Raw genomic sequence first — 23758 nt, 5'->3', positions numbered from 1 at the left:
GGTCAGCCCTTCTTTTCCACGAGCTCGACGAACCGGTCGAACAGGTAGTCGGCGTCGTGCGGGCCGGCAGCGGCCTCGGGGTGGTACTGGACGGTGAACGCGGGGACCTCGATGCCCCGCAGGCCCTCGACCACGTCGTCGTTGAGGCACACGTGCGACACCTCGACGGCGCCGAAGTCGGTGTCGATCACCTTGTTCAGCGGGGCGTCGACCGCGAAGCCGTGGTTGTGGCTGGTCACCTCGACCTTGCCGGTGGTCTTGTCGAGCACCGGCTGGTTGATGCCGCGGTGGCCGTAGCCCAGCTTGTACGTGCCGAAGCCGAGCGCCCGGCCGAGGATCTGCGAACCGAAGCAGATGCCGAACAGCGGCTTCTCGCGGCGCATGACCTCGCGGGCCAGCGCGACCGGCCCGTCCGCCGTGGCCGGGTCACCCGGGCCGGGCGAGAAGAACACCGCGTCGGGGCTGACCGCGAGCAGGTCATCGATGGTCGCGGAGGCCGGGAAGACGTGAGTGGTCACTCCGCGCGAGGCCAGGCGCCGGGTGACGTTGCGCTTGATGCCCAGGTCGAGCGCGGCCACCGTGTAGCGGTGCTCGCCAACCGAGTCGACGGTGTAGCGGGACGGTGTGGAGACCTCGGCCGAGAGGTCGGCGCCGACCATCTGCGGCTGAGCCTGGACACGCGCCAGCAGCGACTGCGGGTCGAGGTCGACCGAGGAGATGCCGACTCGCATCGCGCCGCGCGAGCGCAGGTGGCGGGTCAGGGCCCGGGTGTCGACGCCGCTGATCCCGACGATCCCCTCGGCGGCCAGGCGCTCGCCGAGGTCACCGGTGGAGCGCCAGTTGGAGGGCCGGCGGGCCGGGTCGCGCACGACATAGCCGGCGACCCAGATGCGAGAGGACTCGTCGTCCTCCTCGTTGACGCCCGTGTTGCCGATCTGCGGCGCGGTCTGAACGACGACCTGCTTGTGGTACGAGGGGTCGGTCAGCGTCTCCTGATATCCCGTCATGCCGGTCGTGAAGACGGCCTCGCCGAACGTCTCCCCGACAGCGCCGTATGCCGTACCGGAGAAGGTCCGTCCGTCTTCCAGGACCAAAATCGCTTTTGTCACTTAACAGCCTTCCCATCGAGGACCGTAGGAACTCCCCGGAGGAACGTCGCCACGATGCGACCCGGCAGGGTGGTGCCCGCGTACGGTGTGTTGCGGCTGCGGCTCGCCAGCTCGGCCGGGTCGACGACCCGGCGGGCGGACGGGTCCACCAGCGTGAGGTTGGCCGGGCTGCCGACCGCCAGGTCGGTGCCGTGGCCGGTGAGGCCCGCGATCTTGGCGGGGGTGCGGGACATGCGGTCGGCGATCAGCTCCCAACGCTCGCCCAGCACCGAGAGCACGACCGGCAGCGCCGTCTCCAGCCCCACCATGCCGGGCCGGGCGTACGCCCACTCGCACTCCTTGTCCTCCACCGCGTGCGGCGCGTGGTCGGTCGCGACCACATCGATGACACCCTCGATCAGCGCTTCGCGCAGGGCGTGCACGTCTGAGGCCGTACGCAATGGGGGGTTGACCTTGAAGACCGGGTCGTAGGACGCGGCCAGCTCGTCGGTGAGCAACAGGTGGTGCGGCGTGACCTCGGCCGTGACGCGGACGCCGCGGGCCTTGGCCTGCCGGAGCACCTCGACCGAGCCGGCGGTGGAGACGTGGCAGACGTGCAGGCGGCTGCCCACGTGCTCGGCCAGCAGCACGTCGCGGGCGATGATCGCCTCCTCGGCGACCGCGGGCCAGCCGGTGAGACCGAGGCGGGTGCTGACCTCGCCCTCGTGCATCTGGGCGCCCTCGGTGAGCCGGGGCTCCTCGGCGTGCTGGGCGATGATGCCGTCGAACGCCTTCACGTATTCCAGGGCGCGGCGCATGAGGCGCGGGTCGGCGACACAGAAGCCGTCGTCGGAGAAGATGCGCACCCCGGCGGCCGAGGTGGCCATCGCGCCCAGCTCGGCCAGCTGCTTGCCGGCCAGCCCGACGGTGACGGCGCCGATCGGCTGCACGTCGACCAGGCCGGCCTCGCGGCCCAGCCGCCAGACCTGCTCGACCACGCCCGCGGTGTCGGCCACCGGCGAGGTGTTGGCCATCGCGAAGACCGCCGTGTAGCCGCCGAGCGCGGCCGCCCGGGAGCCGGTCTCGACCGTCTCGGCGTCCTCGCGGCCCGGCTCGCGCAGGTGGGTGTGCAGGTCGACCAGGCCCGGCAGCGCGACCAGGCCGGCGGCGTCGATGATCTCCGCGTCAGGCGCCTCCGACGAGATCACGCCGTCGCGGATGAACAGGTCGGTGGGCGCCCCACCGAGTACCGAGACCCCACGAAGAACGAACGAGCTCACGCCTTGCCCCCAAGCAGCAGATAAAGGACGGCCATGCGGGCGCTGACCCCGTTGGCGACCTGTTCGACGATGGTGGATCGGGAGGAGTCGGCCACCTCGGGCGTGATCTCCATGCCCCGGTTCATCGGGCCGGGGTGCATGACGATCGCGTGCTCGGGCATCTTGCGCATGCGCGCGAGGTCGAGACCGTAGCGCCGGCTGTATTCCCGCGCGGACGGGAAGTACGAGTCCTGCATGCGCTCGGTCTGCACGCGAAGCATCATCACGACGTCCATGTCGGGCAGGACGCTATCGAGGTCGTACGACACTTTTGCCGAGGGCGACAGCGCGGCCGCGACGTCCAGCGGGATCAGCGTCGGCGGCCCGACCAGGGTCACGGAAGCGCCCAGGGTCGTGAGCAGCAGAAGGTTTGATCGCGCGACACGACTGTGAAGCACGTCACCCACGATGGCGACGTTCAGCCCGTCGAGCTTCCCGAGACGGGAGCGCATCGTGTACGCGTCCAGCAGCGCCTGGGTGGGGTGCTCGTGCGTGCCGTCGCCGGCGTTGACCACCGACCCGTCGACCCACTGGGCCAGCCGGTGCGGCGCGCCCGACGCGGGGTGCCGGATGACGACCGCGTCGGCGCCCATGGCCTGCAGGGTCAGCGCGGTGTCCTTGAGGCTCTCGCCCTTGGAGACGCTGGAGCCCTTGGCCGAGAAGTTGATGACGTCGGCCGAGAGGCGCTTGGCCGCCGCCTCGAACGAGATGCGGGTGCGTGTCGAGTCCTCGTAGAAGAGGTTGACCACGGTGCGGCCGCGCAGCGTCGGCAGTTTCTTGACCTCGCGGCCGGCCAGGGCGGCCATCTCGCCCGCGGTGTCCAGGATCAGGGTGGCGGTGGCCGCGTCGAGATCGGCGGCCGAACGGAGATGCTTGATCACTTCTCACTCCCCGTCAGTCGTACCTCGTCGAGCCCGTCCGTCTCGGTCAGTGAGACGCGGACGCTCTCCGAGAGCGCGGTCGGAATGTTCTTGCCGACGTAGTCGGCGCGGATCGGCAGCTGCCGGTGGCCCCGGTCGACCAGCACCGCGAGCTGCACCGAGCTGGGGCGGCCCTCGTCGTTCAGGGCGTCCAGGGCGGCGCGGACCGTGCGGCCGCTGAACAGCACGTCGTCGACGAGGATGACCCGCAGGCCGTCGATGCCGCCGCCGGGCAGCTCGGTCTTGCCGAGCGCGCGGGTGGCGTGCAGCCGCAGGTCGTCGCGGTAGAGGGTGATGTCGAGCGATCCGACGGGCACGTCGATGCCCTCGAACGCGTGAATGCGGGCGGCCAGGCGGTGGGCCAGCGGCACGCCGCGGGTGGGAATCCCGAGAAGAACGGTGCCGGTGGCGCCGGACGTCTTCTCCAGGATCTGATGAGCGACACGGTCGACGACCCGGTGCAGGTCGGACGCGCTCAAAATGATCTTGCTGGGCGTGTCGGCACGTGGCTGCGCCACGGCGGACCTCCTTCCCCGCCTCACGGGACGGGTCGTTAAAGGAAGTTCATGGTGGCCCCCGGAGGGGGTCACCGAACGGGCTGACGCTACGTTACCAGTGCGCGCGGCGATGACCATGGTGACGTGGCTGACGGTCACATCAGACGGACTAATCAGACAGATCTACCGTGGGCCACACGACTCATCGGTAACCGACACTTGACCGGAAGTCGCAAACTCCGTACCGTCACGCTGCGTAGCGATCGCGGAGGAAGAACCCTCCGCGGCATGCACAGTGGGAGTGTTCCGAATGCCGTCTGAGTACGCCAAGTCGTTGGGCGCCCGCCTGCGTTCCATCCGCCAGCAGCAGGGCCTGTCCCTGCAGGGCGTGGAGGAGAAGTCGAACGGCCGCTGGAAGGCCGTCGTGGTGGGATCGTACGAGCGTGGCGACCGCGCGGTCACCGTCTCGCGTCTCGCCGAGCTGGCCGACTTCTACCGCGTTCCCGTGTCGGAGCTGCTGCCCGACGGCAGCGGTGTCCGCCTCGAGGCCACCAACAAGATCGTGTTGGACCTCGAGAAGCTGTACGACACCACCGGCGAGGACCTCGCCTACGTCGCGCGGTACGCCCGTGCGATCCAGCAGCAGCGCGGCGACTACAACGGCCGCGTCCTCTCCATCCGCGCCGACGACCTGCGGGCGCTCGCCATCGTCTACGACATCTCCCCCTCGGGCCTCATCGAGCGCCTCACCGAGCAGGGCGTTCTCGTGGCCGACCCGCGCGCCTTCTTCGCCAGCTGATTTTCGCCAACTGAAACGTTCCGGCCTCCGCCGAGGCCGAGTTTCCCCACCAGGCGAAACACAACGCCGATCTCCCCATCGGCCACATCCCCCTTCCCCCATCGACTCGCCGCCGGCCAGGCCCCCCGCCTCCCGCCGGCCCCGGGTCCACACACGCTGAAAAGCCCGCGTCCTGTCACGCGGGCTTTTTCGCGCCCTTCAACCGCAGAGGTACGCCTCGCCGGCTCCCCCAACCGCAGAAAACGCCGCCCCGGAGGCGCCACGCGACCGCCTGCCACGCGGGGCCATAGCGCGTCTTTCGCGCGAGGAGATCGCAAGGGCACGTGATCGGCTGCTCACCGTGGGTGTCAAACCGCCGCAAAGCTGGTCACGCCACGTGGTGATCGCCACGCGGAGTGATGTCGACCGGTTTGATCAAGCCAGTAGATCGAGGAATCAGGGCAGCGAAAAGCCCCGAGCTCCTTCAGAGCTCGGGGCCGGAAAGCGCTCAGCGCGTGGCGAACTCGGCGATGCGGCCGAGGATGCCGTTGAGGAAGCGCGGGCTGTCGTCGGTGGACATCGTCTTGGCCAGCTCGACCGCCTCGGAGATCGCGACCGGGTCGTCGATCTCGGGGACGAAGAGCAGCTCGTAGACGGCGATCCGGGCCAGGTTGCGGTCGACGACCGGCATGCGCTCGAGGGTCCAGCCCTCGGCGTAGCTGGCGATCAGCTCGTCGATCCGGTCGAGGTGCTCGGCCACACCCTCGACCAGGCCGATCGAGTATTCCAGGTGGTCCGGGTGGGGCTTGGCGATGCGCTCGAGGTAGGTCGCGAGGACCTCCCGCGGCGGGAGATCGCGCAGATCGGCCTCGTAGAGCACGTCCAGGGCCCGCTTGCGGGCCTTGCGACGAGCCGGCGTCTGCGTCGAGCGAGGGGCATCAGCCATGATCAGGAACGACCGAGGTAACGGCCGTCGCGGGTGTCGACCTTGATCTTCTCGCCGGTGGTGATGAACAGCGGAACGTTCACCGTGGCGCCGGTCTCGACCGTCGCCGGCTTGGTGCCGCCGGTCGAGCGGTCGCCCTGCAGGCCCGGCTCGGTGTAGGTGACCTCGAGGAACACGCTGGTCGGCAGCTCGATGTAGAGCGGCACGCCCTCGTGCGTCGCGACCGTCGCCTCGGCCTCGGGGAGCAGGTAGTTGGCGTTCTCGCCGACCGTGGCGCCGGCCACGGTGATCTGCTCGTAGGTGTCGAGGTCCATGAAGACGAAGTCTTCGCCGTCCTGGTAGAGGTACTGCATCGTGCGCTTGTCGACCGTGGCGGTCTCGACCTTGGTGCCGGCGTTGAACGTCTTGTCGACCACCTTGCCGGACAGCACGTTCTTCAGCGTGGTGCGCACGAACGCCCCACCCTTACCCGGCTTGACGTGCTGGAACTCCACCACGGACCAGAGGCCGCCGTCGAGGTTGAGCACCAGGCCGTTCTTCAGGTCGTTCGTGGAAGCCATGCCCTGCCTTGATTTCTATGGAAGCTGTCGGTGACCGACCGAGTTTACCGGCGGACGCGTCTAACCTGCGAATCGGGCCAGGTGCTCGAGCGCGAGCCGGTAACCATCGACACCCAGACCCGCCACGACTCCGGTGGCGACGGCCGAGATGACCGAATGATGCCTGAATTCCTCGCGTGTATGAATGTTCGAGATGTGCACCTCGACGAGCCGCCCGCCCAGCTGGGCCGCCGCGTCCCGGACCGCGATGTTGTAGTGCGACCACCCGGCCGGGTTGAGCACCACGTCGGCGCCCTCGTCGGCCGCCTGGTGCAGCCAGCGGATCATCTCGAACTCGGCGTCGGTCTGGCGCACCTCCACCCGCACGCCGAGCCGCTCGGCGGTCTCCAGGCAGAGCTTCTCGAGATCGGGGTACGTCGTGTGGCCGTACACCGAAGGCTCTCTTGTGCCCAGCCGTCCCAGATTGGGCCCGTTCAGCACGTAGATCATCGCGCCACCTCCGCGTACGCCCGCTCGAGCAGGCTCTCGTCCGGACCGCTCAGGATGCCCGGCTGGGCCAGGCCGTCGAGCACCACGAACCGCAGCGTGGCGGCCCGCGTCTTCTTGTCGACCCGCATGGCGCTCAGCAGCTCGGGCCACGCGTCCGCCGCGTACGAGGTCGGCAGCCCGACCCTCTCCAGCGCCGCCCGGTGCCGCCGCGCGGTCTCGTCGTCGAGACGCCCGGCCAGCCGGGCGAGCTCGGCCGCGAAGATCAGGCCGACCGCCACCGCGTGCCCGTGCTTCCAGGTGTACCGCTCGCGCTTCTCGATCGCGTGCCCGAGCGTGTGCCCGTAGTTGAGGATCTCGCGCAGCCCCGACTCCTTGAGGTCGACGCCGACGACCTCGGCCTTGACCCGGATGGCCCGCTCGACCAGCTCCCGCAGCACGTCGTCGCCGAGATCGCCCTTCTCGATCAGGTCGAGGATGGCCGGGTCGGCGATGAAGCCGCACTTGATCACCTCGGCCAGCCCGGCCGTCAGGTCGTCGGCGGGCAGCGTGGCCAGCGAGTCGAGATCGCACAGCACGCCGGCCGGCGGGTGGAACGCGCCGACCAGGTTCTTGCCGGCCGCGATGTTGACGCCGGTCTTGCCGCCCACGGCCGCGTCGACCATGCCGAGCAACGACGTCGAGCACGGCACCCACGGCACCCCGCGCAGCCAGCTCGCGGCCACGAAGCCGGCCAGGTCGGTGACCGCTCCCCCACCGACGCCGATCACCACGTCGGTGCGGGTGAAGTTGTTGGCGCCGAGCTCGTCCCAGCATCGCGCCGCGACCTCGACGGTCTTGCCCGCCTCGGCGTCGGGCACCTCGATGAGCAGCGTTTTCACACCCGTCGCGGCGGCGATCAGCTCCGCCCGCGCGCGCAGCGGGGCCGAGAAGAGGACCGCGGCCCGCGCGGCCCCGCCGATCAGCGACGGCAGCTCGCCCGACAGCTCCCGGCCGACAAGCACCTCGTACGGACGGTCACCGGCCACCTGAATTCGTGTCACCACGGCGCAAACCCTAGACCCGTGCCGCGTGGGGGACGCACCCCATGGCGCCCGTTCCACCACCCGGAATGGGGTTATATCTTTCTACCCCCAGACGGGTTACACATGAGCCATGCCGAAAATCAACGTGTACCTGCCCGACGATCTCGCCGACGCCGTCCGCGAGAGCGGCATCCCCGTCTCGGCGATCTGCCAGCGCGCCCTCGAACAGGCCGTCCAGCGGGTCGCCGCCATCCGCGACGCCACCGCCCACGACCTCGACCCGGCCGCCCTGGCCGAGCGCCTCCCCAGCTTCACCGCCCGCCTGGTCACCGTCCTGGGGCTGGCGGCCCAGCGCGGGGAGCCCGTGACCAGCGGCGCCCTGCTGCACGGCATCCTGGCCGAGGGCGACAACCTGGCCTTGCAGATCCTCACCGCGATGGACATCCCGCCCACCACGCTGACCGCGCCCACCACGGCCGAGCCGACCAGCGACGCCACCGGCCCGCGCTTCAGCCGGTCGGCCGCCATCGCCCTGGAACTGGCCGTCGGCGAGGCGATCGGCCTCGGCCACAACTACGTCGGCTGCGAGCACCTGCTCATCGCCCTGGCCGCCGAGCCCGACGGCGCCGCCGGCGAGACCCTGCGCGCCCGCGGCGCCGACGCCCGGGCCACCCGCCGCGCGGTCAGCGCGGCCCTCGCCGGATACGCCCACCTGCGCGCGAACAACGCTCGCCCGAGCGAGACGCTGGCCGCGGTGCTCGCTCCTCTGATCGAACGCATCGAACGCTTGGAAAGTCGCGTGGGCTGAGTACAGTCCGCCACGTGACGGGAGTCGAGACCGCACTGCTCAATGTGGGCCGTGCCGTCGTCACGCCCCTGTTCACGCGCTGGCTGAGCGGCCGGCGGCAGACCCGCGAGCGCACCCTGCCGCTGGCCGACCTGCTCCAGCAGACCGCGAAGGACGAGTTCACCCGACGCCGCGGCGAGCGCCAGATCGAGGCGGTCGTCGACGAGGTCGCCGAACGGCTCGGACCGCTGGTCACGACCCGTTTCGCCGCGCTGCCGCCGCACGAGGCCGTCGCCGCCCTGGACGCCGTCGCCGACACGTTCCGCCGGGCCGATCTCACCGACGACGCGCTCTTCGCGACCGACCTCGACCCCGTACGCCTCGCCGCCCACCTGCGGCGGAGCGCGCCGCCGGCCGGCCTCTCCGAGCTCGGTCAGCGGCTGTACGACGTCGCGCTCGACGATTGCAGCCGCTGCTTCACCCAGTTCGTCGTGCGGACGGCCCCGTTCGGCCACCGCGCCGCCGTCGAGACGCTGTCCCGGCTGACCGAGCTCACCCGGACGATGTCGGAGGCCCTGCGCCATCTCGCGGTGGGCGGTCCGGTTCCGGCCGACTTCCTTCGCTCTTACGCCGATGTGCTGACCGCCAAACTCAACGTCCTCGAGCTCGTCGGCGTCGAGACCCAGTTCCGCCCCCGCACCACACTGAGCGTCGCCTACATCAGCCTCGCCGTCACCGGCGACCGCCCCACCGGCAAGCCCCACTGGGAGCCGGCCCTGCTGCGGCACTCCCGCCCCGACAACACCGGCGCCGAGCGCGTTGAACAGGCCCTGGCCAAACGCCGGCGCACCCTGATCCGCGGCGAGGCCGGCGCCGGCAAGTCCACACTCCTGCGCTGGCTGGCCGTGACCGCCGCCCGCGGCGGCTTCACCGGCCCGCTCACCGACTGGAACGGCCGCGTCCCGTTCCTGATCAAGTTGCGGAGCTGGCCGTCGGCCCTCCCCGCGCCCGAGCAGTTCCTGACCGGTGTGGCCGATCCGATCGCCGGCACGATGCCGCCGGGCTGGGCGCACCGGCAGCTCGCCGAGGGCCGCGCCCTGCTGCTGATCGACGGCGTCGACGAACTGCCGGCCGACCGCCGCCCCCGGGTGCGCACCTGGCTGCGGGACCTGCTCGACACGTACCCCCCATCAATCGTCGTCGTCACCTCACGGCCGCCCGCCGCTCACGATTCAAGGGTGGCGGTGGGGCGGTTGGACGGGTTCGACTCCCTCACCTTGGAACGGCTCTCCCCGGCCGACGTCCGCGCCCTGATCGGCCAGTGGCACCGGGCCGCCCGTGACTCGCCGTCCCTGCCGTGCCCGCCGGCCGAGCTGCCCCGGTACGAGCGGTCGCTGCTGACCCGGCTGGCCGCCAACCGCCACCTCTACCGTCTGGCCGGCAACCCGCTGCTGGCCGCCATGCTGTGCGCCCTCAACCTCGACCGTGAGGCCCACCTGCCACCCGATCGGATGGGCGTCTATCAGGCCGCGGTCGACATGCTGCTGCACCGCCGGGACACCGAGCGCGGCGTGCCGTCCGCCCTGCCCGACATGACCGCCCGCGAGCGCCTCCAACTTCTCCAGGACCTGGCCTGGCGGTTGTCTCTCAACAACAGATCCGAGCTTTCCCGTACGGAGGCGGAGGCGTACCTGGCCCGGCGGCTCGCCGCCATGCCGCGCGTGCACGCCGAGCCCGGCCCGGTCCTCGATCACCTGATCGAGCGCAGCGGCGTGCTCCGGGAGCCGGCCGGCGGCCGGGTCGACTTCGTCCACCGCACCTTCGGCGAATATCTGGCCGCCCACGAGGCGGCCGAGCAGAACATGGGCGGCATGCTGGCCGGCCAGGCTCACCTCGACACGTGGCGCGAGATCATCGTGATGGCGGCCGGGCACGGCAACGCGCCCATGCGCACCGAGCTGATCGAGGGCCTGCTGCGCCGGGCCGACACCGAGCCGCGTTATCGGCGGGCCCTGATCCTGCTGGCCACGGCCTGCCTGGAGACGATGCCCGCGCTGGAGCCGCCCAGCCTGATCGGGGAGATCCTCGGCCGCCTCGACACCCTGCTGCCGCCGCGCCGCGAGTCGGAGGCCCGCTCACTGGCGATGATCGGCGAGCCGATCCTTTCGCGATTGCCCCGCTGTCTGGACGGACTCACCGAGTCGCAGGCGGCCGCCGTCATCGACACGGTGACCTTGGTCAACAGCCCGGCCGCGCTCTCGATGCTGGCCGGCTACGCCGCCGACCCGCGCCCGAAGGTGCAGACGCTCCTGATCGACGCCTGGCGCGCCTTCGACCCCGCCGAGTACGCGACCCGGGTGCTGGCCGAGGCGCCCCTCGACGACGGCAGCGTCACCATCACCGAGCCCACGCTGCTCGGCGCCACCCGGCATCTGCGCCACCTGCGCACCCTCCGGGCCCGGTTCGACCGCCCGGTCGACGTGGCCGACCTCGCGCCCGCGCCCGCCCTCACCGACCTGTTCCTGGTCGGCCGCGGCCACCGCAACCTGCATCTCCTCGACCGTTATCCCGGCCTGCGCGAGCTGCACCTGTGGAACGGCGACGCGGTCACCCGCCGAGATGTGGAGGGTCTGGCCGGCTTGCGGACGTTCGCCGTCTCGGACGGCGCGGCCCTGCACCCGGACGCGGTCGCCGCGGTCGCCGGCCTGACCGGGCTGCGCAGCCTGCACGTCCGGCTCGGACCGGAGCCGGCCGACGTCTCCGCCCTCACCACGATGCCCGCGCTGGAGGAGCTGGGCCTCGAAGGGGCGCCGATCGCGGACTTCGGACCGCCGAGCGCCCTGGGCCATCTCGAACTCGGCCACGGCACCCTGACCGCCGACGACCCGGCCCGGCTCGCCGAGGCCTTCCCGCGGCTGCGGGTGCTGACCCTCTCCGGCGCCGAGTGGACCGACATCGCCTTCGCCGGTGACCTGCCGCAGGTCGAATACCTGGTGCTCCGCGACCCCACGTCGCCGGCGCTGCAGACGCTGCGGCCGCCGCCGCGCCTGCGCATGCTGTGGCTGAGCATGGACGACGCTGTGGATCTGACCCCGGTCGTACGTCTGAGTCAGCTCACCGAGATCGGCATCTGGCTCCCGACGGGCCGCACGATCGACCTGTCGCCGTTCCTCGACTGGCACGGCGGCCCGCTGGAGATCGCCTTCTCCAAACGCAACCGGATCACCGGCCGGAAGGGCCTGCCCCCGGCCGTGCGGATCAGGCTGCCCTGAGCAGCCCCGCCACCTCGGCCGCGATCTCGTGCGGCTCACGGCCGTCGGTCGGCACCGTGTGGGTGGCGACCTCGGCGTACAACGGACGCCTTTGATCGAGAAGGAACTTGAGCGTCGCCCGCGGGTTCAGGTTGAGCAGCGGGCGCCCCGCGCCCAGGCCGACCCGCTTGACCGCGTCGCTCAGCTCGACCGACAGGTAGACCACAGTGTGCTCGGTGAGCAGCTTGCGCGTGCCGTCGTGCAGGACGGCACCGCCGCCGAGCGCCAGCACCCCGTCGAAGCTCCCCAGCGTCTCGGCGATGACCTGGCGCTCCAGCGCGCGGAACGCCTCCTCACCGTCGTCGATGAAGATCTCCGGGATGGGCTTGCCGGCCCGCTCCTCGATGATCGTGTCGGCGTCGGCGAACTCCGTCTCCAACAGCGCCGCCACGGCGGCGCCGATGGTCGACTTGCCGGCGCCCGGCGCGCCCACGAACACGGCCCGCGGCGCCATCAGCGGATGACCAGGCTTTCCAGGTAGCTGGCCAGGTTGCGGCGGATCTCGGCCACCGAGTCGCCACCGAACTTCTCGACGGCGGCCTCGGCCAGCGTCAGCGCCACCATGGCCTCGGCGACCACACCGCCGGCCGGCACGGCACAGACGTCGGACCGCTGGTTGATGGCGGTGGCCGGCTCTCCGGTGACCACGTCGACCGTCTGCAGCGCCCGGTTGAGCGACGAGATCGGCTTGAGCGCGGCCCGCACCCGCAGCGGCTCGCCGTTGGTGATGCCGCCCTCGAGCCCACCGGCCCGGTCGGTCACCCGGCGCACCCCGTCCGCAGTCGGGATGATCTCGTCGTGGGCGACGGAACCACGCGACCGGGCCTGCGTGAACCCGTCGCCGATCTCCACACCCTTGACGGACTGGATCGACATGAGCGCGGCCGCGAGACGGGCGTCGAGCTTGCGGTCCCACTGCACATGGGTGCCCAGGCCCGGCGGCACACCGTAGGCCAGCACCTCGACGATGCCGCCGAGCGTGTCCGCGTCCTTCTTGGCCGCGTCGACCTCGGCCACCATGCGCGCGCTGGCCTCGGGGTCGAGGCAGCGCAGCGGATCGGCGTCGATGCGGCCGGCGTCCTCCGGCGTCGGGATGAGCCCGACCTTGGCCGCCACCGACCCGAGCTCGATCACATGCGACACGATCTCGATGCCCAGAGCCTGCTTGATCAGCGCCTTGGCCACGACACCGACGGCCACGCGGGCCGCGGTCTCGCGGGCACTGGCCCGCTCGAGAATCGGCCGGGCATCGGTGTGCCCGTACTTCTGCATACCGGCGAGATCGGCGTGCCCCGGCCGGGGCCGCGTCAAAGGAGCGTTCCGGGCCTGCGAGGCCAACTCCTCCGGGTCGACCGGGTCGGCCGCCATGACGGTCTGCCACTTGGGCCACTCGGAGTTACCGACCCGGATGGCCACCGGCGAACCGAGCGTCAGCCCATGCCGGATGCCACCGATGATCTCGATCTCATCCTGCTCGAACTGCATCCGGGCGCCACGCCCGTAACCCAGACGCCGGCGCGCGAGATCGCGCCCGATCTCCGCACTCGTCACTTCCACCCCGGCCGGAACGCCTTCGAGAAGCGCAACGAGCGCCGGTCCATGCGATTCACCTGCGGTAAGCCAGCGCAACACCCCAGAATTCTCCCACGCCCCGCCGCGCCCTCCCGGCGCACCCACCCGCGTCCCGCCAGCCGGACTGCCCAGACCCCTCAACCATGGCGCGCCCGCCCCCAACCGGAACGCCGCAGACCGCTCCTCACCAGCCCGCACGCCCGCCCCAACGGCCCACGGCCGGCCCTTTGGTTCAACGGTCCGCTTCCTTCTTGCGCGGCCGGCACCCGCGGAGGGCCTCTCACGGCAACTCAGCACGGACCAGCCCCATCGGTCTGCGCCTCCGGCCGCCGTCAGCTCCGCCCCTGCGAACCGGGCTCCACGGTCCGCACTCCCCCACCCCTCCAACGCGAACGGGGCTCGACGTTCCACGCTTCCCCAAGCCGCAGCAGCCTCCGCCCCTTCCAGCACAAACCGAGCTCCACGGTCCGCGCTCCCGCCACAGCCGCCTCGCTCCTTCCGGCACAGACCGGGCGCACGGTCCGGCTCCCACTCCGCCTCTTCCGGCGCACAGAGCAGGCTCGACGGTGCGGGTTCCCCAGCCGCGGCCGCCCCTTCCGGCACAGCGGCCTCGACGGTCCGCGTTCCCCGGCCGCGCCCCTCCGGCGCGAAATACGCCAAATCGCCCGGGTGCTCCACTCCCGCCCCCGCCAGCGCGGACCGTGCCCAACCACCCGCGTCACCACCGCCGCCCTTGCCGCGCAGAACTGGCCCAACTGCCCGCGTCCCCAACTCCCGGCCCTTCCAGCGCGGACCGAGCCGAACCGCCGCGTCACCACCGCCGCCCTTGCCGCGCAGAACTGGCCCAACTGCCCGCGTCCCCAACTCCCGGCCCTTCCAGCGCGGACCGAACCCAACCGCTCGCGTCCCCGCCGCCACGCCTTCCAGCGCGGACCGAACCCAACCGCCGGGTCCCCCCGCTTCGCCCCCTCCACCGCAGACCGAGCCCAACCGCGCCGGGTCTCCCGCTCCGCCCCAGCCGAGAGCAACCGCCCACCTGGCCCACGCCGCCCCCGGACCGAGCCAACCGCCCGGGTGCCCCAGTCCGCCCCTTTCAGCGCGGAATGGCCTCAACCATCCGCGTCTACTTTGTCCGCCCTTTCAGCGCGAAATAGGACCAACCATCCGTTTTCCTTCGGGCGTGGCGGGTGCCTTTCCATGGGACGCGGTAGGGGTCGACTCGGGCTTGGACGATGAGATGGAAGGACCGGGCGAGGTGACGGTTGATGGGGTTTCCGGTGGCGAGGTGGGCGATGCGGATCCGCTCGCCGAGGCCGGGGCGGTCGGTGAAGCGGGGATGGCGGTAGAGGTCGGCGAAGCGGGGATCGTCGAGGAAGCGGGTGAAGCCGGTGAGGCGGGGACTGCCGGTGAGGCCGGCGGTGCGGGGTCTGGGTTTGCCGGCCTGAGCAGGGCGAAGGCGACGATCGATACCGCGGCGGCGGCGATTCCGGCGGTCAGGGGCAGCCACCAGCGGGCGGCCGCTGATCGGTGGCGGGACGGAGCCGGGGTGGGGCGCAGGTCCTGGGTTGTCACGGCGGCGGCTCGGGCGGACAGGGCCTCGCGGAGGCGCCGTTCCAGGTCGGCTTCGGTCATCTCTCCTCCAGCTGGGCTCGGAGCAGGGTCAGCGCGCGGTGTGCGGTCGACTTGACGGTGCCCGTGGTGATTCGCAGGGTGCCGGCGATCTCCCGTTCGGAGAGGCCGGACCAGTAGCGCAGGACGATGACCTGGCGCTGGCGGATGGTGAGCCGGCTCAAGGCCCGGATCACGTCGCCGTCGGCCGTTCCGAGCAGGGCCTCGTCCTCGGCGGCGGGGGCCGGGGCCGGGCGTGGCGGCAGGTAGGCCCGGGCGATGCGGCGGCGGCGCAGGGCCGATCTGGCCGCGTTCATGACGGCGGAGACGAGGTACGCCTCCGGGTCGGTGACGGCGTCCAGGCCGGTGCCGTGACGGCGGTACAGGCGGGTGAAGACGTCCTGGACGATGTCCTCGGCCGTGTGCAGGTCGTCGACCATGAGCACGGCCAGCCGGACCAGCGGCAGGCGGCGCTCCCGATACAGATCGTCGATCGCGGGCGCGGCGGGCGCCGCCACCACCGGGCCGGCGGCGGCCCCTCGCCGCCAGCGCAGCAGCGACCTGGGCATCGGCAGCACGAAGATCACAAAGGGCCTCGCGGTGTGGGTAGGTGGGGCGGGCGGACCGGTCGCGCGCCGGCCGACGAGGCCGGCGCGCGAGACCTCAGGAAGCGGCCCGGGCCGGCTTCCGTCCCGTTGCGGCAGGAGCCGGTGCGGTGGAGACCGGCCCCGCGGCGGGCTTCCACCCGGACTCGGACGAAGTCGCCTTCGCGGTGGTTTTCTGGCCGGACGCGGGCGAAGCCGGCACAGCAGTGGGCTTCCGGCCCGACGCGGGCGAAGCCGGCACTGCGGTGGTCGCCTTTTCCGGGGTCGGCGCAACGGTCGCCTTTGCGGAAGCCGAGAGGGCGGGCGCAGCGGTCGCCTTCGTGGAGGCTGAGGGGGCCGGCGCAGCGGTCGCCTTTCCGGCGGAGGCCGAGGTCGTCGGCCCGGGGGCGGACGCGGAGGGGGCCGGTCCCGCCGGTGAGGTCGCGGCGGTCGGTGATGTCGTCGGGGCCGGGGCGGGGGTCGCGTCGTCGGCGAAGGCCGCGGCGGCGGCCACCCCGCCGATGGCGACGACGGCCACGGCTCCGGCGGCGACCGCGAAGGCCCGGGTGGATCTGCGCATCTCAAGCTCCAGCACTGTCAGTCGGTGCACTGTCGCCTGGGAGGACGCGCGAGCCGGGAAAAGGTTGGCGGTTTCACTGTGACCTGCGGCACATGAGCCGTCAGCGGGCCGCCGCGGCCGTGAAAAGCGCCTCCCGCATAGCGGTCTCGGGCGCCGGCGAGACCTTTGTGAACTGCGTGAACTGCGAGTACGCCTGGGCCAGCAGCAGGTCGAGCCCCGAGATCACCGCGAGGCCGCGGGCCACGGCCGAAGCCGCCAGCGGGGTCGGCCACGGGTCGTAGATCGCGTCGAACAGCACCGTGCCCGGCCGCCACTCCGCCTCGATCGCCAAATGGTCGGCCGCGCCCTTGGGGACCGTCGAGATCACCGCGTCCGCCGTCAAGGCCGCCGCCGCGTCCTCCCAGGCGCGCCCCACCAGCCGTACACCCAAAGCCTCCGCCGCGGGCGCCAGCTCGAGCTGTGCCGAAGACCGCCGGGTCACCACCGCCACCTCGGGCACCCCCAGCGACGCCGCCGCCGCGAGCGCCGCCCGGGCCGTGCCTCCGCCGCCGAGCACCGTCAGCGACCGCGGGGCCACGGCCCCCGCCTCACGGAGCACCCGGATCATGCCGGTCGCGTCGGTGTTGTCCGCGTACCAGGAGCCGTCCTCACGCCGTACGAGAGTGTTTGCCGCACCCGTCGCCACCGCGAGCGGCGACGCCTCCGCCGCCAGGCGAAGCGCTGTCTCCTTCAGCGGCATGGTCAGCGACAGGCCCGCCCACTCCGGACCGAGGGAGTCGACGAGCTCGGGCAGCCCGAGCTCGTCGACCTCGAACGACGTGTACCGCCAGTTCGTCAGGCCGGCCGCCTGGAAGCCCGCCGTGTGGATGACCGGCGAGAGCGAATGGGCGATCGGCTTGCCGCAGACGGCGGCCCGGCGTGGTCGTTGCACGGCTAAAGACCCTAGAGGACGCCGGCCTTCTTGGCCTTGTCGATGTTCTTCTGGTGCTCGGCGTACGTCTTCGCGAAGGCCGAATGGCCCTGCTTGTCGATCGCCACGAAGAAGAAATAGTCGCCCTTCGGCGGATTCAGCGCCGCCTCCATGGCCGCCTTGCCCGGGTTGTTGATCGGCGTCGGGGTCAGGCCCTTCTTGCCGTGCAGGCGGTACGGGTTCTTCGGGTCGTTCAGCTCGGCGGTCGTCATCTTGCCGGACGGCTTCGTCGGCCGGCCGGTGAGCTGGTAGTAGTAGTTGATGCCGACGTCGAACTCGAGGCAGCCGCAGGCGATCTCGGGTGTGCCGACGTAAAGGCGGTTGTACGCGACACGCGCGACCTTGCCCAGGTCGTCCTTGTTGCCCGCCTCGGCCTGCGCGAGCGACGCCACGGTCAGCACCTCGTTCGGTGTCAGGTTGCGGGCGCTCTGCGACTTGTCGACGAAGCCCGTCTCCTCGGCCACCGTGTTGAAGTGGCTGACCATCGTCGTCAGCATGTCAGCGGCCGACGCCTTGGGGTCGAACTCGTACGTGTCGGGGAACAGGAAGCCCTCGATCGACTTCGTCGCCTTCACGTTGTTGCTGCGGTTGAACCAGAAGTCCTGCACGCCGAGCGCTTCGGGATCCTTGGCGGCCGCCTTGAAATCGTCGACCTTTTTGCCGGTCGCCTTGGCCAGGATGTCGTACACCTGGTTGGCGGTCTTGCCCTCGGGGATGGTGACGCCCTTGGAGACGCGCGATTTGGGGTCGAGCAGCAGGGTGACGGCGTTCTCGGCCGACATCTGCTTCTTCATGTTGTACGTGCCCGACTGGATGTTCTTGCCCTTGGGGTTCGCGTCCGCCGCGTTCACGAAGGCCTTGGTGCTCTTGACGACGTCCTTGTCGACCAGGACGTTGCCGATGTCGGTGAGCGTCGAGTTCTTGGCGATGTCGATCTGCACGGCCGCGCCGCCGGCGCCGTCGTAGTCGGCGGCGACGAAGAAGTCCTTGACCTTGGTGTAGCCGAACCAGACGCCGCCACCGAGGACGGCGAGCAGGACGAAGGCCATCAAAAAGGCGACACCGGACTTACCGCCGCTTTTCTTCCCGCCTCGAGAGCCCCGGCGATGTCGGGGTCTCCCTTTTTCGGCGTTCTCGTCGAACGCGAGGTCCAGCTCGTCGATCATCTCTGCCTCCGCTGAGCTTCCAGCCAGCCCTGCAGGATCTCCACCGCGGCCGCCTGGTCGACGACTGCCCGCTGCCGTTTGCCGCGTACGCCTCGCTCGGCGAGCCTGCGGGTCGCGACCACGGTCGACATCCTCTCGTCCGCCAGGACGACCGGCACACTACCGACCGCCTCCACCAGTCGCCCAGCGTACGCACGAATGTCGATGGCGGCAGGTCCCTCGGCCCCGTTCAGGCGAACCGGGAGCCCCACCACGATCTGCACCACCTCGTGTTCCCCCACGAGACGGACAAGCTCAGCAATGTCAGCGGGCACGGCATCGTCTGCCGCGCCCATGTCACGGGGCACCGTGACCAGGGGGGTGGCCAGGATCCCGTCAGGGTCGCTGATCGCGACCCCGACGCGCACCTTACCGACATCGACGCCCAGCCGCCTACCCCGCGACAGTGCGCTCACCTGACCACTCCCCGTATTTGTCGACTACGAAGCGGTGTCACCCACCGCCTTTTCCACGGCCGCGAGCAGCGCCGGAACCTGGTCGGCCGGGAGACCGCCACCCTGCGCGAGGTCGGCGTTTCCGCCACCCCGGCCGGACAGGGCGCCCTTGACCAGATCCGCCGCCGACAGGCCACGGCCCTTGGCCGCGCTGTTCAGCGCCACGATCAGCGACGCCTTGCCGTTCGACCGGGCCGCCACCGCGACGACCGCGGGACGAGCCGCGTCGATCTTGCCGCGGATCTCCTGAGCCAGCGTACGCACGTCGTTGCCGGCCGCGCCCTCGGGAGCCTCCGTGCCGACGTACGCCACACCGCGCAGGTCCTTGGCCTGCGACGCGAGCGTCGAAGCACCGCCCAGCACCATCTGCGCCCGCAGCTTCTCGAGCTCCTTCTCGGCGTCGCGCAGCGCCGTCACGGTCTGCTCGACCCGGTCGGCGACCTGGTCGCCGGGCACCCGGAACAGCTCCGCGAGCCGCGAGACCAGCAGGTGCTCCTTGGCCAGGAAGCCGAACGCGTCGATGCCGACGAGCGCCTCCACCCGGCGTACACCGGAACCGATCGACTGCTCGTTGAGGATCTTCACCAGGCCCAGCTGGCCCGAGCGGTCGACGTGCGTGCCACCACAGAGCTCACGCGCATAGTCGCCCACTTCAACCACACGGACCTCATCGCCGTACTTCTCACCGAACAGCGCCATCGCGCCCAGCCGGCGCGCTTCCTCCTGTGAGGTGAGGAACCAGTGGACCTCGAGGTCACGCAGCAGCACCTCGTTGACCTGCTGCTCGACGTCGTGCAGCACCGCGGGCGAGACGGCCCCGGGCGTGTTGAAGTCGAAGCGCAGCCGGCCTGGCGCGTTCAGCGAACCGGCCTGGGTCGCCGACTCGCCGAGGAACGCCCGCATGGTCTGGTGGACCAGGTGGGTCGCGGTGTGCGAGCGCGAGATCGCCTTGCGGCGGGTCACGTCGATCTCGGCGAAACCCGTCTCGCCCGTACGGACCTCGCCCTGGATGATCCTGGCCTTGTGCACGATGAGGCCGGGGATGGGCTGCTGCACGTCGACGACCTCGACCCGCCCGCCGCCGACGTTGATGATGCCGGTGTCGGCCTGCTGGCCACCGCCCTCGGCGTAGAACGGGGTCGTGTCGAGGACCAGCTCGACGAACTCACCCTCGCCGGCCACCTCGACCGAGCCGCCGCCACCGATGATCGAGCGGACCCGCGACTCGCGGGAGACCTCCTGATATCCCGTGAACTCGACCGGGCCGCCGGCGTCGAGCGCGTTGCGGTACGCCGACAGGTCGGCGTGGCCGGTCTTGCGCGCCGCCGCGTCCGCCTTCGCGCGGGCCCGCTGGTCGGCCATCAGACGCCGGAAGCCGTCCTGGTCGACGTCCAGACCCTGCTCCTGCGCGATCTCCAGGGTCAGATCGATGGGGAAGCCGTACGTGTCGTGGAGCTGGAACGCCTGAGCGCCACTGAGCGCGTTTTGTCCCGATTTACGCGTCTCGGCGATGTGGGTGTCCAGGATCGTCGTGCCCGCGCGCAGGGTGGACAGGAACGCGTCCTCCTCCGCGTACGCGTACGTGGAGATCCGCTCGAAGTCCTTCTCGAGCTCCGGGTACGACGGCGCCATGCAGTCCCGCGCGATCGGCAGCAGCTCGGGCAGCGCCCGCTCCTGCCAGCCCAGCAGGCGGATCGCCCGGATCGCCCGCCGCATGATGCGCCGCAGCACGTAGCCCCGGCCCTCGTTCGACGGGGTGACCCCATCACCGATCAACATCAGGGCCGTACGGACGTGGTCGGCGATCACCCGCAGGCGCACGTCATCGGGGTGCGACTCGCCCGCGACGTGACCGGAGTGGGCGCCGTAGCGCTTGCCGGTCATCTCGGCCGCGCGCGCCAGGATCGGGCGGACCTCGTCGATCTCGTACAGGTTGTCGACGCCCTGCAGGATCGAGGCGATCCGCTCCAGGCCCATGCCGGTGTCGATGTTCTTGTTCGGCAGCTCGGAGACGATCGTGAAGTCGGTCTTCGACTTCACATCGGTGATCTCGTACTGCATGAAGACCAGGTTCCAGTACTCCATGAACCGGTCCTCGTCGACCTCGGGGCCGCCGTCGTTGCCGTACTCCGGACCCCGGTCATAAAAGAGCTCGGAGCAGGGGCCGGCCGGACCCGGGATGCCCATCGACCAGTAGTTGTCCTTCTTGCCCCGGCGGACAATTCTCTTTTCAGGCACGCCGATCTGGCGCCACAACGAGAACGCCTCGTCGTCGTCGTGGTAGACCGTCGGCCAGATGCGCTCGGGGTCGAGCCCGTAGCCGCCCTCGGCCTGCGACTTCGTCGACAGCTCCCAGGCGAGCTTGATCGCGCCCTCTTTGAAGTAGTCGCCGAACGAGAAGTTGCCGTTCATCTGGAAGAACGTGCCGTGCCGGGACGTCTTGCCGACCTCGTCGATGTCCGGCGTCCGGATGCATTTCTGCACCGACACCGCGCGCTTGAACGCGGGCGTCTGCTGGCCCAGGAAGTACGGCACGAACTGGACCATGCCGGCGTTGATGAACAGCAGGTTCGGGTCGTCGATGGCCGGCAGCGGGGCACTCGGCACGACCGTGTGCCCGTTGGCCTCGAAATGCGCCAGATAGCGCCGCTTGATCTCCGCCGTCTTCATCGGTTCCCCTCCTGAGCCTCGTCCGGCTCGTCCTCGTACAGCTCACCCTCGGCGAACGCCTGGTGGATCTGCTGCTCCCGCTCGGCCATGCCTTCGCGGACGTCATCCACGAAGCTACGCATCGACTCGACCAGGCCGCCAGCGGATTGCGACAGCGAGGTGGCGATGCCGGACGGGGTGTACTCGTTCGCCTTCTGCGTGAGCTTGCGAACGACGATGGCGCCGACGGCCAAGCCGACGCCCAGCCAGAGCAGGCGCTTCATGGCTTTTTCCTCCGAGTGGGTGGGACGGGCTTCAGCGGTTGGCCTTGCGGCGGGTCTTGAGCTCGGTACGCACGGCGCGGTCCTCGTCGGCCCGGCGGCGCGCGGCGGCGGCCTTGCGCAGGCCGTACCCGAACGAGGCCACCTTGACGAGCGGGTTCGCGGCGGCCGCGGCGACGACCGTGGACAGGTTGGCCACATTGGCGGTCACGTGCGCGGCGTGCTCGGTGATCGTGTCGACCTTGGCCAGCTGGACGTTGACACCGTCCAAAGAGACCTGGACCTGGCCGAGCGCCGAGTTCACGTTACGCACCGTGTCGTTGACGTCACCGAGCAGCGGCCCGGTCCGGTCGGTCAGGTCATTGATCGCCCGGGTGGCGGCGTCGACGGTGCGGCCCAGCTTGAGGATCGGCACGGCCAGCACGATGACGAGCATCAAGAAGGCGCCCGCCGCGATCAGGCCTGCGATTTCTCCGGCGTCCATGAGGCGCTTCTCCCTTACGTGGTCACGGGTGGCGAGTCAACGAGCAGACCCTACCGTCCGTGACCGCGGGCCGCGTCACGACGCCGAGGGTGTCGGCTCCAAGAGCGGATCATTCGACAGAACCGGGTCCGGCGTCTCGCCCACGAGCGGGCTCTCCTGCACTTCCGGCTCGCCCCGGGTGTCGGCGATCGCGTTCTGCACCTTGATGCTCACCGTTGACCCGGTGCAGTTCTTCGGATCGACCGGCTCGGTGCCCGTCTCCTGAGCGGCGACCTGGTCCACCTGGCATTCGGGCAGCCGCACCCACAGGTCCAAAGTGAACTCGTCTCGCTTCCAGCAGCTGTACGTGCCGTCGTCCTTGCCGACGGGCTGCTCAGGACACTCGGCGACCTTCCACGGCTGCCAGCCGGCGGCGCTCAGCGCGGCGGTGTAGGCCTGGGTGGTCTCCTGGAACGGCTTGGCCGACTGGGCGATCCGCTCCCGGAAGGTGCAGTCCATGAAGCACCAGCGGCTGCCGCTGCTCTGATCGTCCACCTTCTCCGCCGCCCAGGACGGAACGTCGAGCGCGTTCAGCGACCCGAAGACCGGATCGTTGCCGGCGGCCCGGAGCCCGAAGAAGGCGGGCAGCACAAGAAGCACGACGGCGGCCAGAGAGACCAGAGTCACCACCCGAAGGCGCCGCTGGGTCCGCAGCTTCTCGAGGAACCCGCCCTTGGCGTCGTCACCGTCGTCCTCGTCGGCCGTCACGACCCCAGCGGCCTTGGCCGCCCCAGCCCGAGCACCGACAACCGGACTGACTCTCGCGCCTTGCGGCGCTCCATCTTCACCCGTCTGACGTACGCCCGGAGCCCCGGCCCGCACGTCGGAAGGGGCGCCGCCCACGCGCGCCGCCCCCACAGAAGCAGCCCCCACGGAGGCGGCCCCCACGGACGCAGCCCCCACAGACGCGGCACCCACAGACGCGGCACCCACAGACGCGGCACCCACCGATGCGGACGCCCGCCCTCCGACGGAAGCCGAACCCGCTGCCGGGCCGCCCACCGGCGCGGCGCCGGTCGCCGGGCCGCCTACCGAGGCAGCGCCAGTCGCGGGGCCGCCCACCGAGGAACCACCAGTCGCGGGGCCGCCCACCGAGGAACCACCAGTCGCCGGGCCACCCACCGAGGCAGCGCCAGTCGCCGGGCCACCCACGGATGCTGAACCCGCTGCCGGGCCGCCGCGAGGGGCCGCGCCCGGGCCGCCTACCGAGGCAGCGCCGGTCGCCGGACCGCCCACAGGGGCGGAACCCGTTTTCGGCCCGCCGACCGAGGCGGAGCCGGCCGCCGGCCCACCCCGCGGCACGGGGCCACCTGGCCGGCCCACTGATGCGGCACCGGCCGCCGCGCCGCCGGCGAATGCTCCTGAGCCACCACCCGGCCCGAGCTTGCGCCCTGGCGACAGGCTGCGCTCACCAGGCCCACGCCCACCGCGCCCACGCGGCAGCTCACCCGAAGCCTCAGGGTCGAAGTCCTCCTGCCCATGACGGCTGCGCCGCCCGGTCCCGAAGTCGTCGTCCCCGTCCTGCCCATGCCGCCCGGCCGCTCCCGGAAGAGGCCCGGACCCGAAGTCACCGTCCTGCCCGTGCCGACCAGGAAGCGGCCCGGATCCGAAGTC

The 23758-nt window shown here is 71.0% G+C and carries 22 protein-coding genes; 4 read left to right on the top strand and 18 right to left on the bottom strand.

Features of this window, described 5'->3' with window-relative positions:
* Positions 1-2 precede the first annotated feature (2 nt).
* Genes carA through pyrR form a run of 4 tightly spaced genes read right to left on the bottom strand, consistent with a single transcriptional unit; the run spans position 3 to position 3845 of the window.
* Positions 3-1109: a glutamine-hydrolyzing carbamoyl-phosphate synthase small subunit gene (gene carA, locus CRP55_RS31235; RefSeq protein WP_097324602.1), complete on the bottom strand. Its 1107-nt coding sequence runs from the start codon at positions 1107-1109 to the stop codon at positions 3-5.
* Positions 1106-2368, bottom strand: a complete 1263-nt coding sequence (locus CRP55_RS31230) for a dihydroorotase (RefSeq protein WP_097324599.1) — start codon at positions 2366-2368, stop codon at positions 1106-1108. Before CRP55_RS31230 ends, carA begins: the two co-directional genes overlap by 4 nt.
* On the bottom strand, positions 2365-3288 hold the full coding sequence (locus CRP55_RS31225; RefSeq protein WP_097324596.1) for an aspartate carbamoyltransferase catalytic subunit: 924 nt from the start codon (positions 3286-3288) through the stop codon (positions 2365-2367). Before CRP55_RS31225 ends, CRP55_RS31230 begins: the two co-directional genes overlap by 4 nt.
* Complete coding sequence (gene pyrR, locus CRP55_RS31220; RefSeq protein WP_097324591.1) at positions 3285-3845, bottom strand: bifunctional pyr operon transcriptional regulator/uracil phosphoribosyltransferase PyrR; 561 nt, start codon at positions 3843-3845, stop codon at positions 3285-3287. Before pyrR ends, CRP55_RS31225 begins: the two co-directional genes overlap by 4 nt.
* A 289-nt stretch (positions 3846-4134) precedes the next feature.
* On the opposite strand from pyrR, the gene bldD reads away from it, so the two are divergent.
* Positions 4135-4623, top strand: coding sequence for a transcriptional regulator BldD (bldD, locus tag CRP55_RS31215; protein ID WP_020517563.1), 489 nt, complete (start codon positions 4135-4137; stop codon positions 4621-4623).
* A gap of 487 nt (positions 4624-5110) precedes the next feature.
* Here the strand turns inward: bldD and nusB are convergent, their stop codons facing one another.
* The 4 genes from nusB to aroB are packed head-to-tail and all read right to left on the bottom strand — an operon-like array spanning position 5111 to position 7640.
* Positions 5111-5548 (bottom strand): transcription antitermination factor NusB, encoded by a 438-nt coding sequence (gene nusB, locus CRP55_RS31210; protein ID WP_097324589.1) that lies wholly within the window; start codon positions 5546-5548, stop codon positions 5111-5113.
* Positions 5549-5550: 2 nt separating this feature from the next.
* Positions 5551-6108: an elongation factor P gene (gene efp, locus CRP55_RS31205; protein ID WP_097324586.1), complete on the bottom strand. Its 558-nt coding sequence runs from the start codon at positions 6106-6108 to the stop codon at positions 5551-5553.
* Positions 6109-6168: 60 nt separating this feature from the next.
* Positions 6169-6597: a type II 3-dehydroquinate dehydratase gene (gene aroQ / locus CRP55_RS31200; protein ID WP_097324583.1), complete on the bottom strand. Its 429-nt coding sequence runs from the start codon at positions 6595-6597 to the stop codon at positions 6169-6171.
* Positions 6594-7640 carry a 3-dehydroquinate synthase gene (gene aroB, locus CRP55_RS31195; RefSeq protein ID WP_097324579.1) on the bottom strand — a complete coding sequence of 349 codons (1047 nt, stop codon included), beginning with the start codon at positions 7638-7640 and terminating at the stop codon, positions 6594-6596. Before aroB ends, aroQ begins: the two co-directional genes overlap by 4 nt.
* Positions 7641-7749: 109 nt before the next feature.
* Between aroB and CRP55_RS31190 the strand changes: the two genes are divergently transcribed.
* Both CRP55_RS31190 and CRP55_RS31185 read left to right on the top strand, forming a co-directional pair.
* Positions 7750-8427: a Clp protease N-terminal domain-containing protein gene (locus CRP55_RS31190; RefSeq protein WP_097324576.1), complete on the top strand. Its 678-nt coding sequence runs from the start codon at positions 7750-7752 to the stop codon at positions 8425-8427.
* Between the two features lie 14 nt (positions 8428-8441).
* Positions 8442-11678, top strand: coding sequence for an NACHT domain-containing protein (locus tag CRP55_RS31185; protein ID WP_143235019.1), 3237 nt, complete (start codon positions 8442-8444; stop codon positions 11676-11678).
* Here the strand turns inward: CRP55_RS31185 and CRP55_RS31180 are convergent.
* The 3 genes from CRP55_RS31180 to CRP55_RS31170 form a co-directional block, all read right to left on the bottom strand.
* Positions 11665-12171, bottom strand: coding sequence for a shikimate kinase (locus CRP55_RS31180; protein WP_097324569.1), 507 nt, complete (start codon positions 12169-12171; stop codon positions 11665-11667). The genes CRP55_RS31185 and CRP55_RS31180 overlap by 14 nt on opposite strands.
* On the bottom strand, positions 12171-13349 hold the full coding sequence (gene aroC, locus CRP55_RS31175; RefSeq protein ID WP_097324566.1) for a chorismate synthase: 1179 nt from the start codon (positions 13347-13349) through the stop codon (positions 12171-12173). The genes CRP55_RS31180 and aroC overlap by 1 nt, the downstream gene beginning before the upstream one ends.
* A 1568-nt stretch (positions 13350-14917) precedes the next feature.
* The gene (locus tag CRP55_RS31170; RefSeq protein WP_179855402.1) at positions 14918-15466 is read right to left on the bottom strand and encodes an RNA polymerase sigma factor; all 549 of its coding nucleotides are present in this window, start codon (positions 15464-15466) and stop codon (positions 14918-14920) included.
* Positions 15467-15612: 146 nt separating this feature from the next.
* On the opposite strand from CRP55_RS31170, the gene CRP55_RS53350 reads away from it, so the two are divergent.
* Positions 15613-16143 (top strand): hypothetical protein, encoded by a 531-nt coding sequence (locus CRP55_RS53350; RefSeq protein WP_097324560.1) that lies wholly within the window; start codon positions 15613-15615, stop codon positions 16141-16143.
* Positions 16144-16161: 18 nt separating this feature from the next.
* On the opposite strand, the gene CRP55_RS31160 is transcribed toward CRP55_RS53350, so the two are convergent.
* The 7 genes from CRP55_RS31160 to CRP55_RS31130 all read right to left on the bottom strand — a co-directional run bounded on the left by CRP55_RS31160 (position 16162) and on the right by CRP55_RS31130 (position 22852).
* Positions 16162-16992 (bottom strand): shikimate dehydrogenase, encoded by an 831-nt coding sequence (locus tag CRP55_RS31160; RefSeq protein WP_097324556.1) that lies wholly within the window; start codon positions 16990-16992, stop codon positions 16162-16164.
* 11 nt (positions 16993-17003) lie between these two features.
* Positions 17004-18197, bottom strand: coding sequence for an endolytic transglycosylase MltG (mltG, locus tag CRP55_RS31155; protein WP_097324552.1), 1194 nt, complete (start codon positions 18195-18197; stop codon positions 17004-17006).
* Complete coding sequence (ruvX, locus tag CRP55_RS31150) at positions 18194-18652, bottom strand: Holliday junction resolvase RuvX (RefSeq protein ID WP_097324548.1); 459 nt, start codon at positions 18650-18652, stop codon at positions 18194-18196. Before ruvX ends, mltG begins: the two co-directional genes overlap by 4 nt.
* A 24-nt stretch (positions 18653-18676) precedes the next feature.
* On the bottom strand, positions 18677-21361 hold the full coding sequence (gene alaS, locus CRP55_RS31145) for an alanine--tRNA ligase (protein WP_097324545.1): 2685 nt from the start codon (positions 21359-21361) through the stop codon (positions 18677-18679).
* A complete protein-coding gene (locus CRP55_RS31140; protein ID WP_097324543.1) occupies positions 21358-21624 on the bottom strand; it encodes a hypothetical protein in 267 nt (88 codons plus the stop codon). The genes alaS and CRP55_RS31140 overlap by 4 nt, the downstream gene beginning before the upstream one ends.
* 31 nt (positions 21625-21655) lie before the next feature.
* Entirely contained in the window at positions 21656-22105 is a 450-nt protein-coding gene (locus tag CRP55_RS31135; RefSeq protein WP_097324541.1) for a DUF948 domain-containing protein, read from the bottom strand.
* Between the two features lie 75 nt (positions 22106-22180).
* A complete protein-coding gene (locus CRP55_RS31130) occupies positions 22181-22852 on the bottom strand; it encodes a hypothetical protein (protein ID WP_097324539.1) in 672 nt (223 codons plus the stop codon).
* Between the last annotated feature and the right edge of the window lie 906 nt (positions 22853-23758).

Origin of the sequence: Paractinoplanes atraurantiacus (assembly GCF_900215205.1) — a bacterium.
Lineage (GTDB): Bacteria > Actinomycetota > Actinomycetes > Mycobacteriales > Micromonosporaceae > Actinoplanes > Actinoplanes atraurantiacus.
Note: the sequence above shows the minus strand (reverse complement) of the source record. Positions and strands in the feature narration are given on the sequence as shown.

Coding starts and splice junctions, on each gene's coding strand:
- bldD (WP_020517563.1), top strand. CDS start 4,135: ATGCCGTCTGAGTACGCCAAGTCGTTGGGCGCCCGCCTGCGTTCCATC.
- nusB (WP_097324589.1), bottom strand. CDS start 5,548: ATGGCTGATGCCCCTCGCTCGACGCAGACGCCGGCTCGTCGCAAGGCC.
- efp (WP_097324586.1), bottom strand. CDS start 6,108: ATGGCTTCCACGAACGACCTGAAGAACGGCCTGGTGCTCAACCTCGAC.
- aroQ (WP_097324583.1), bottom strand. CDS start 6,597: ATGATCTACGTGCTGAACGGGCCCAATCTGGGACGGCTGGGCACAAGA.
- CRP55_RS31190 (WP_097324576.1), top strand. CDS start 7,750: ATGCCGAAAATCAACGTGTACCTGCCCGACGATCTCGCCGACGCCGTC.
- CRP55_RS31180 (WP_097324569.1), bottom strand. CDS start 12,171: ATGGCGCCGCGGGCCGTGTTCGTGGGCGCGCCGGGCGCCGGCAAGTCG.
- CRP55_RS31170 (WP_179855402.1), bottom strand. CDS start 15,466: ATGCCCAGGTCGCTGCTGCGCTGGCGGCGAGGGGCCGCCGCCGGCCCG.
- mltG (WP_097324552.1), bottom strand. CDS start 18,197: ATGATCGACGAGCTGGACCTCGCGTTCGACGAGAACGCCGAAAAAGGG.
- alaS (WP_097324545.1), bottom strand. CDS start 21,361: ATGAAGACGGCGGAGATCAAGCGGCGCTATCTGGCGCATTTCGAGGCC.
- CRP55_RS31140 (WP_097324543.1), bottom strand. CDS start 21,624: ATGAAGCGCCTGCTCTGGCTGGGCGTCGGCTTGGCCGTCGGCGCCATC.
- CRP55_RS31135 (WP_097324541.1), bottom strand. CDS start 22,105: ATGGACGCCGGAGAAATCGCAGGCCTGATCGCGGCGGGCGCCTTCTTG.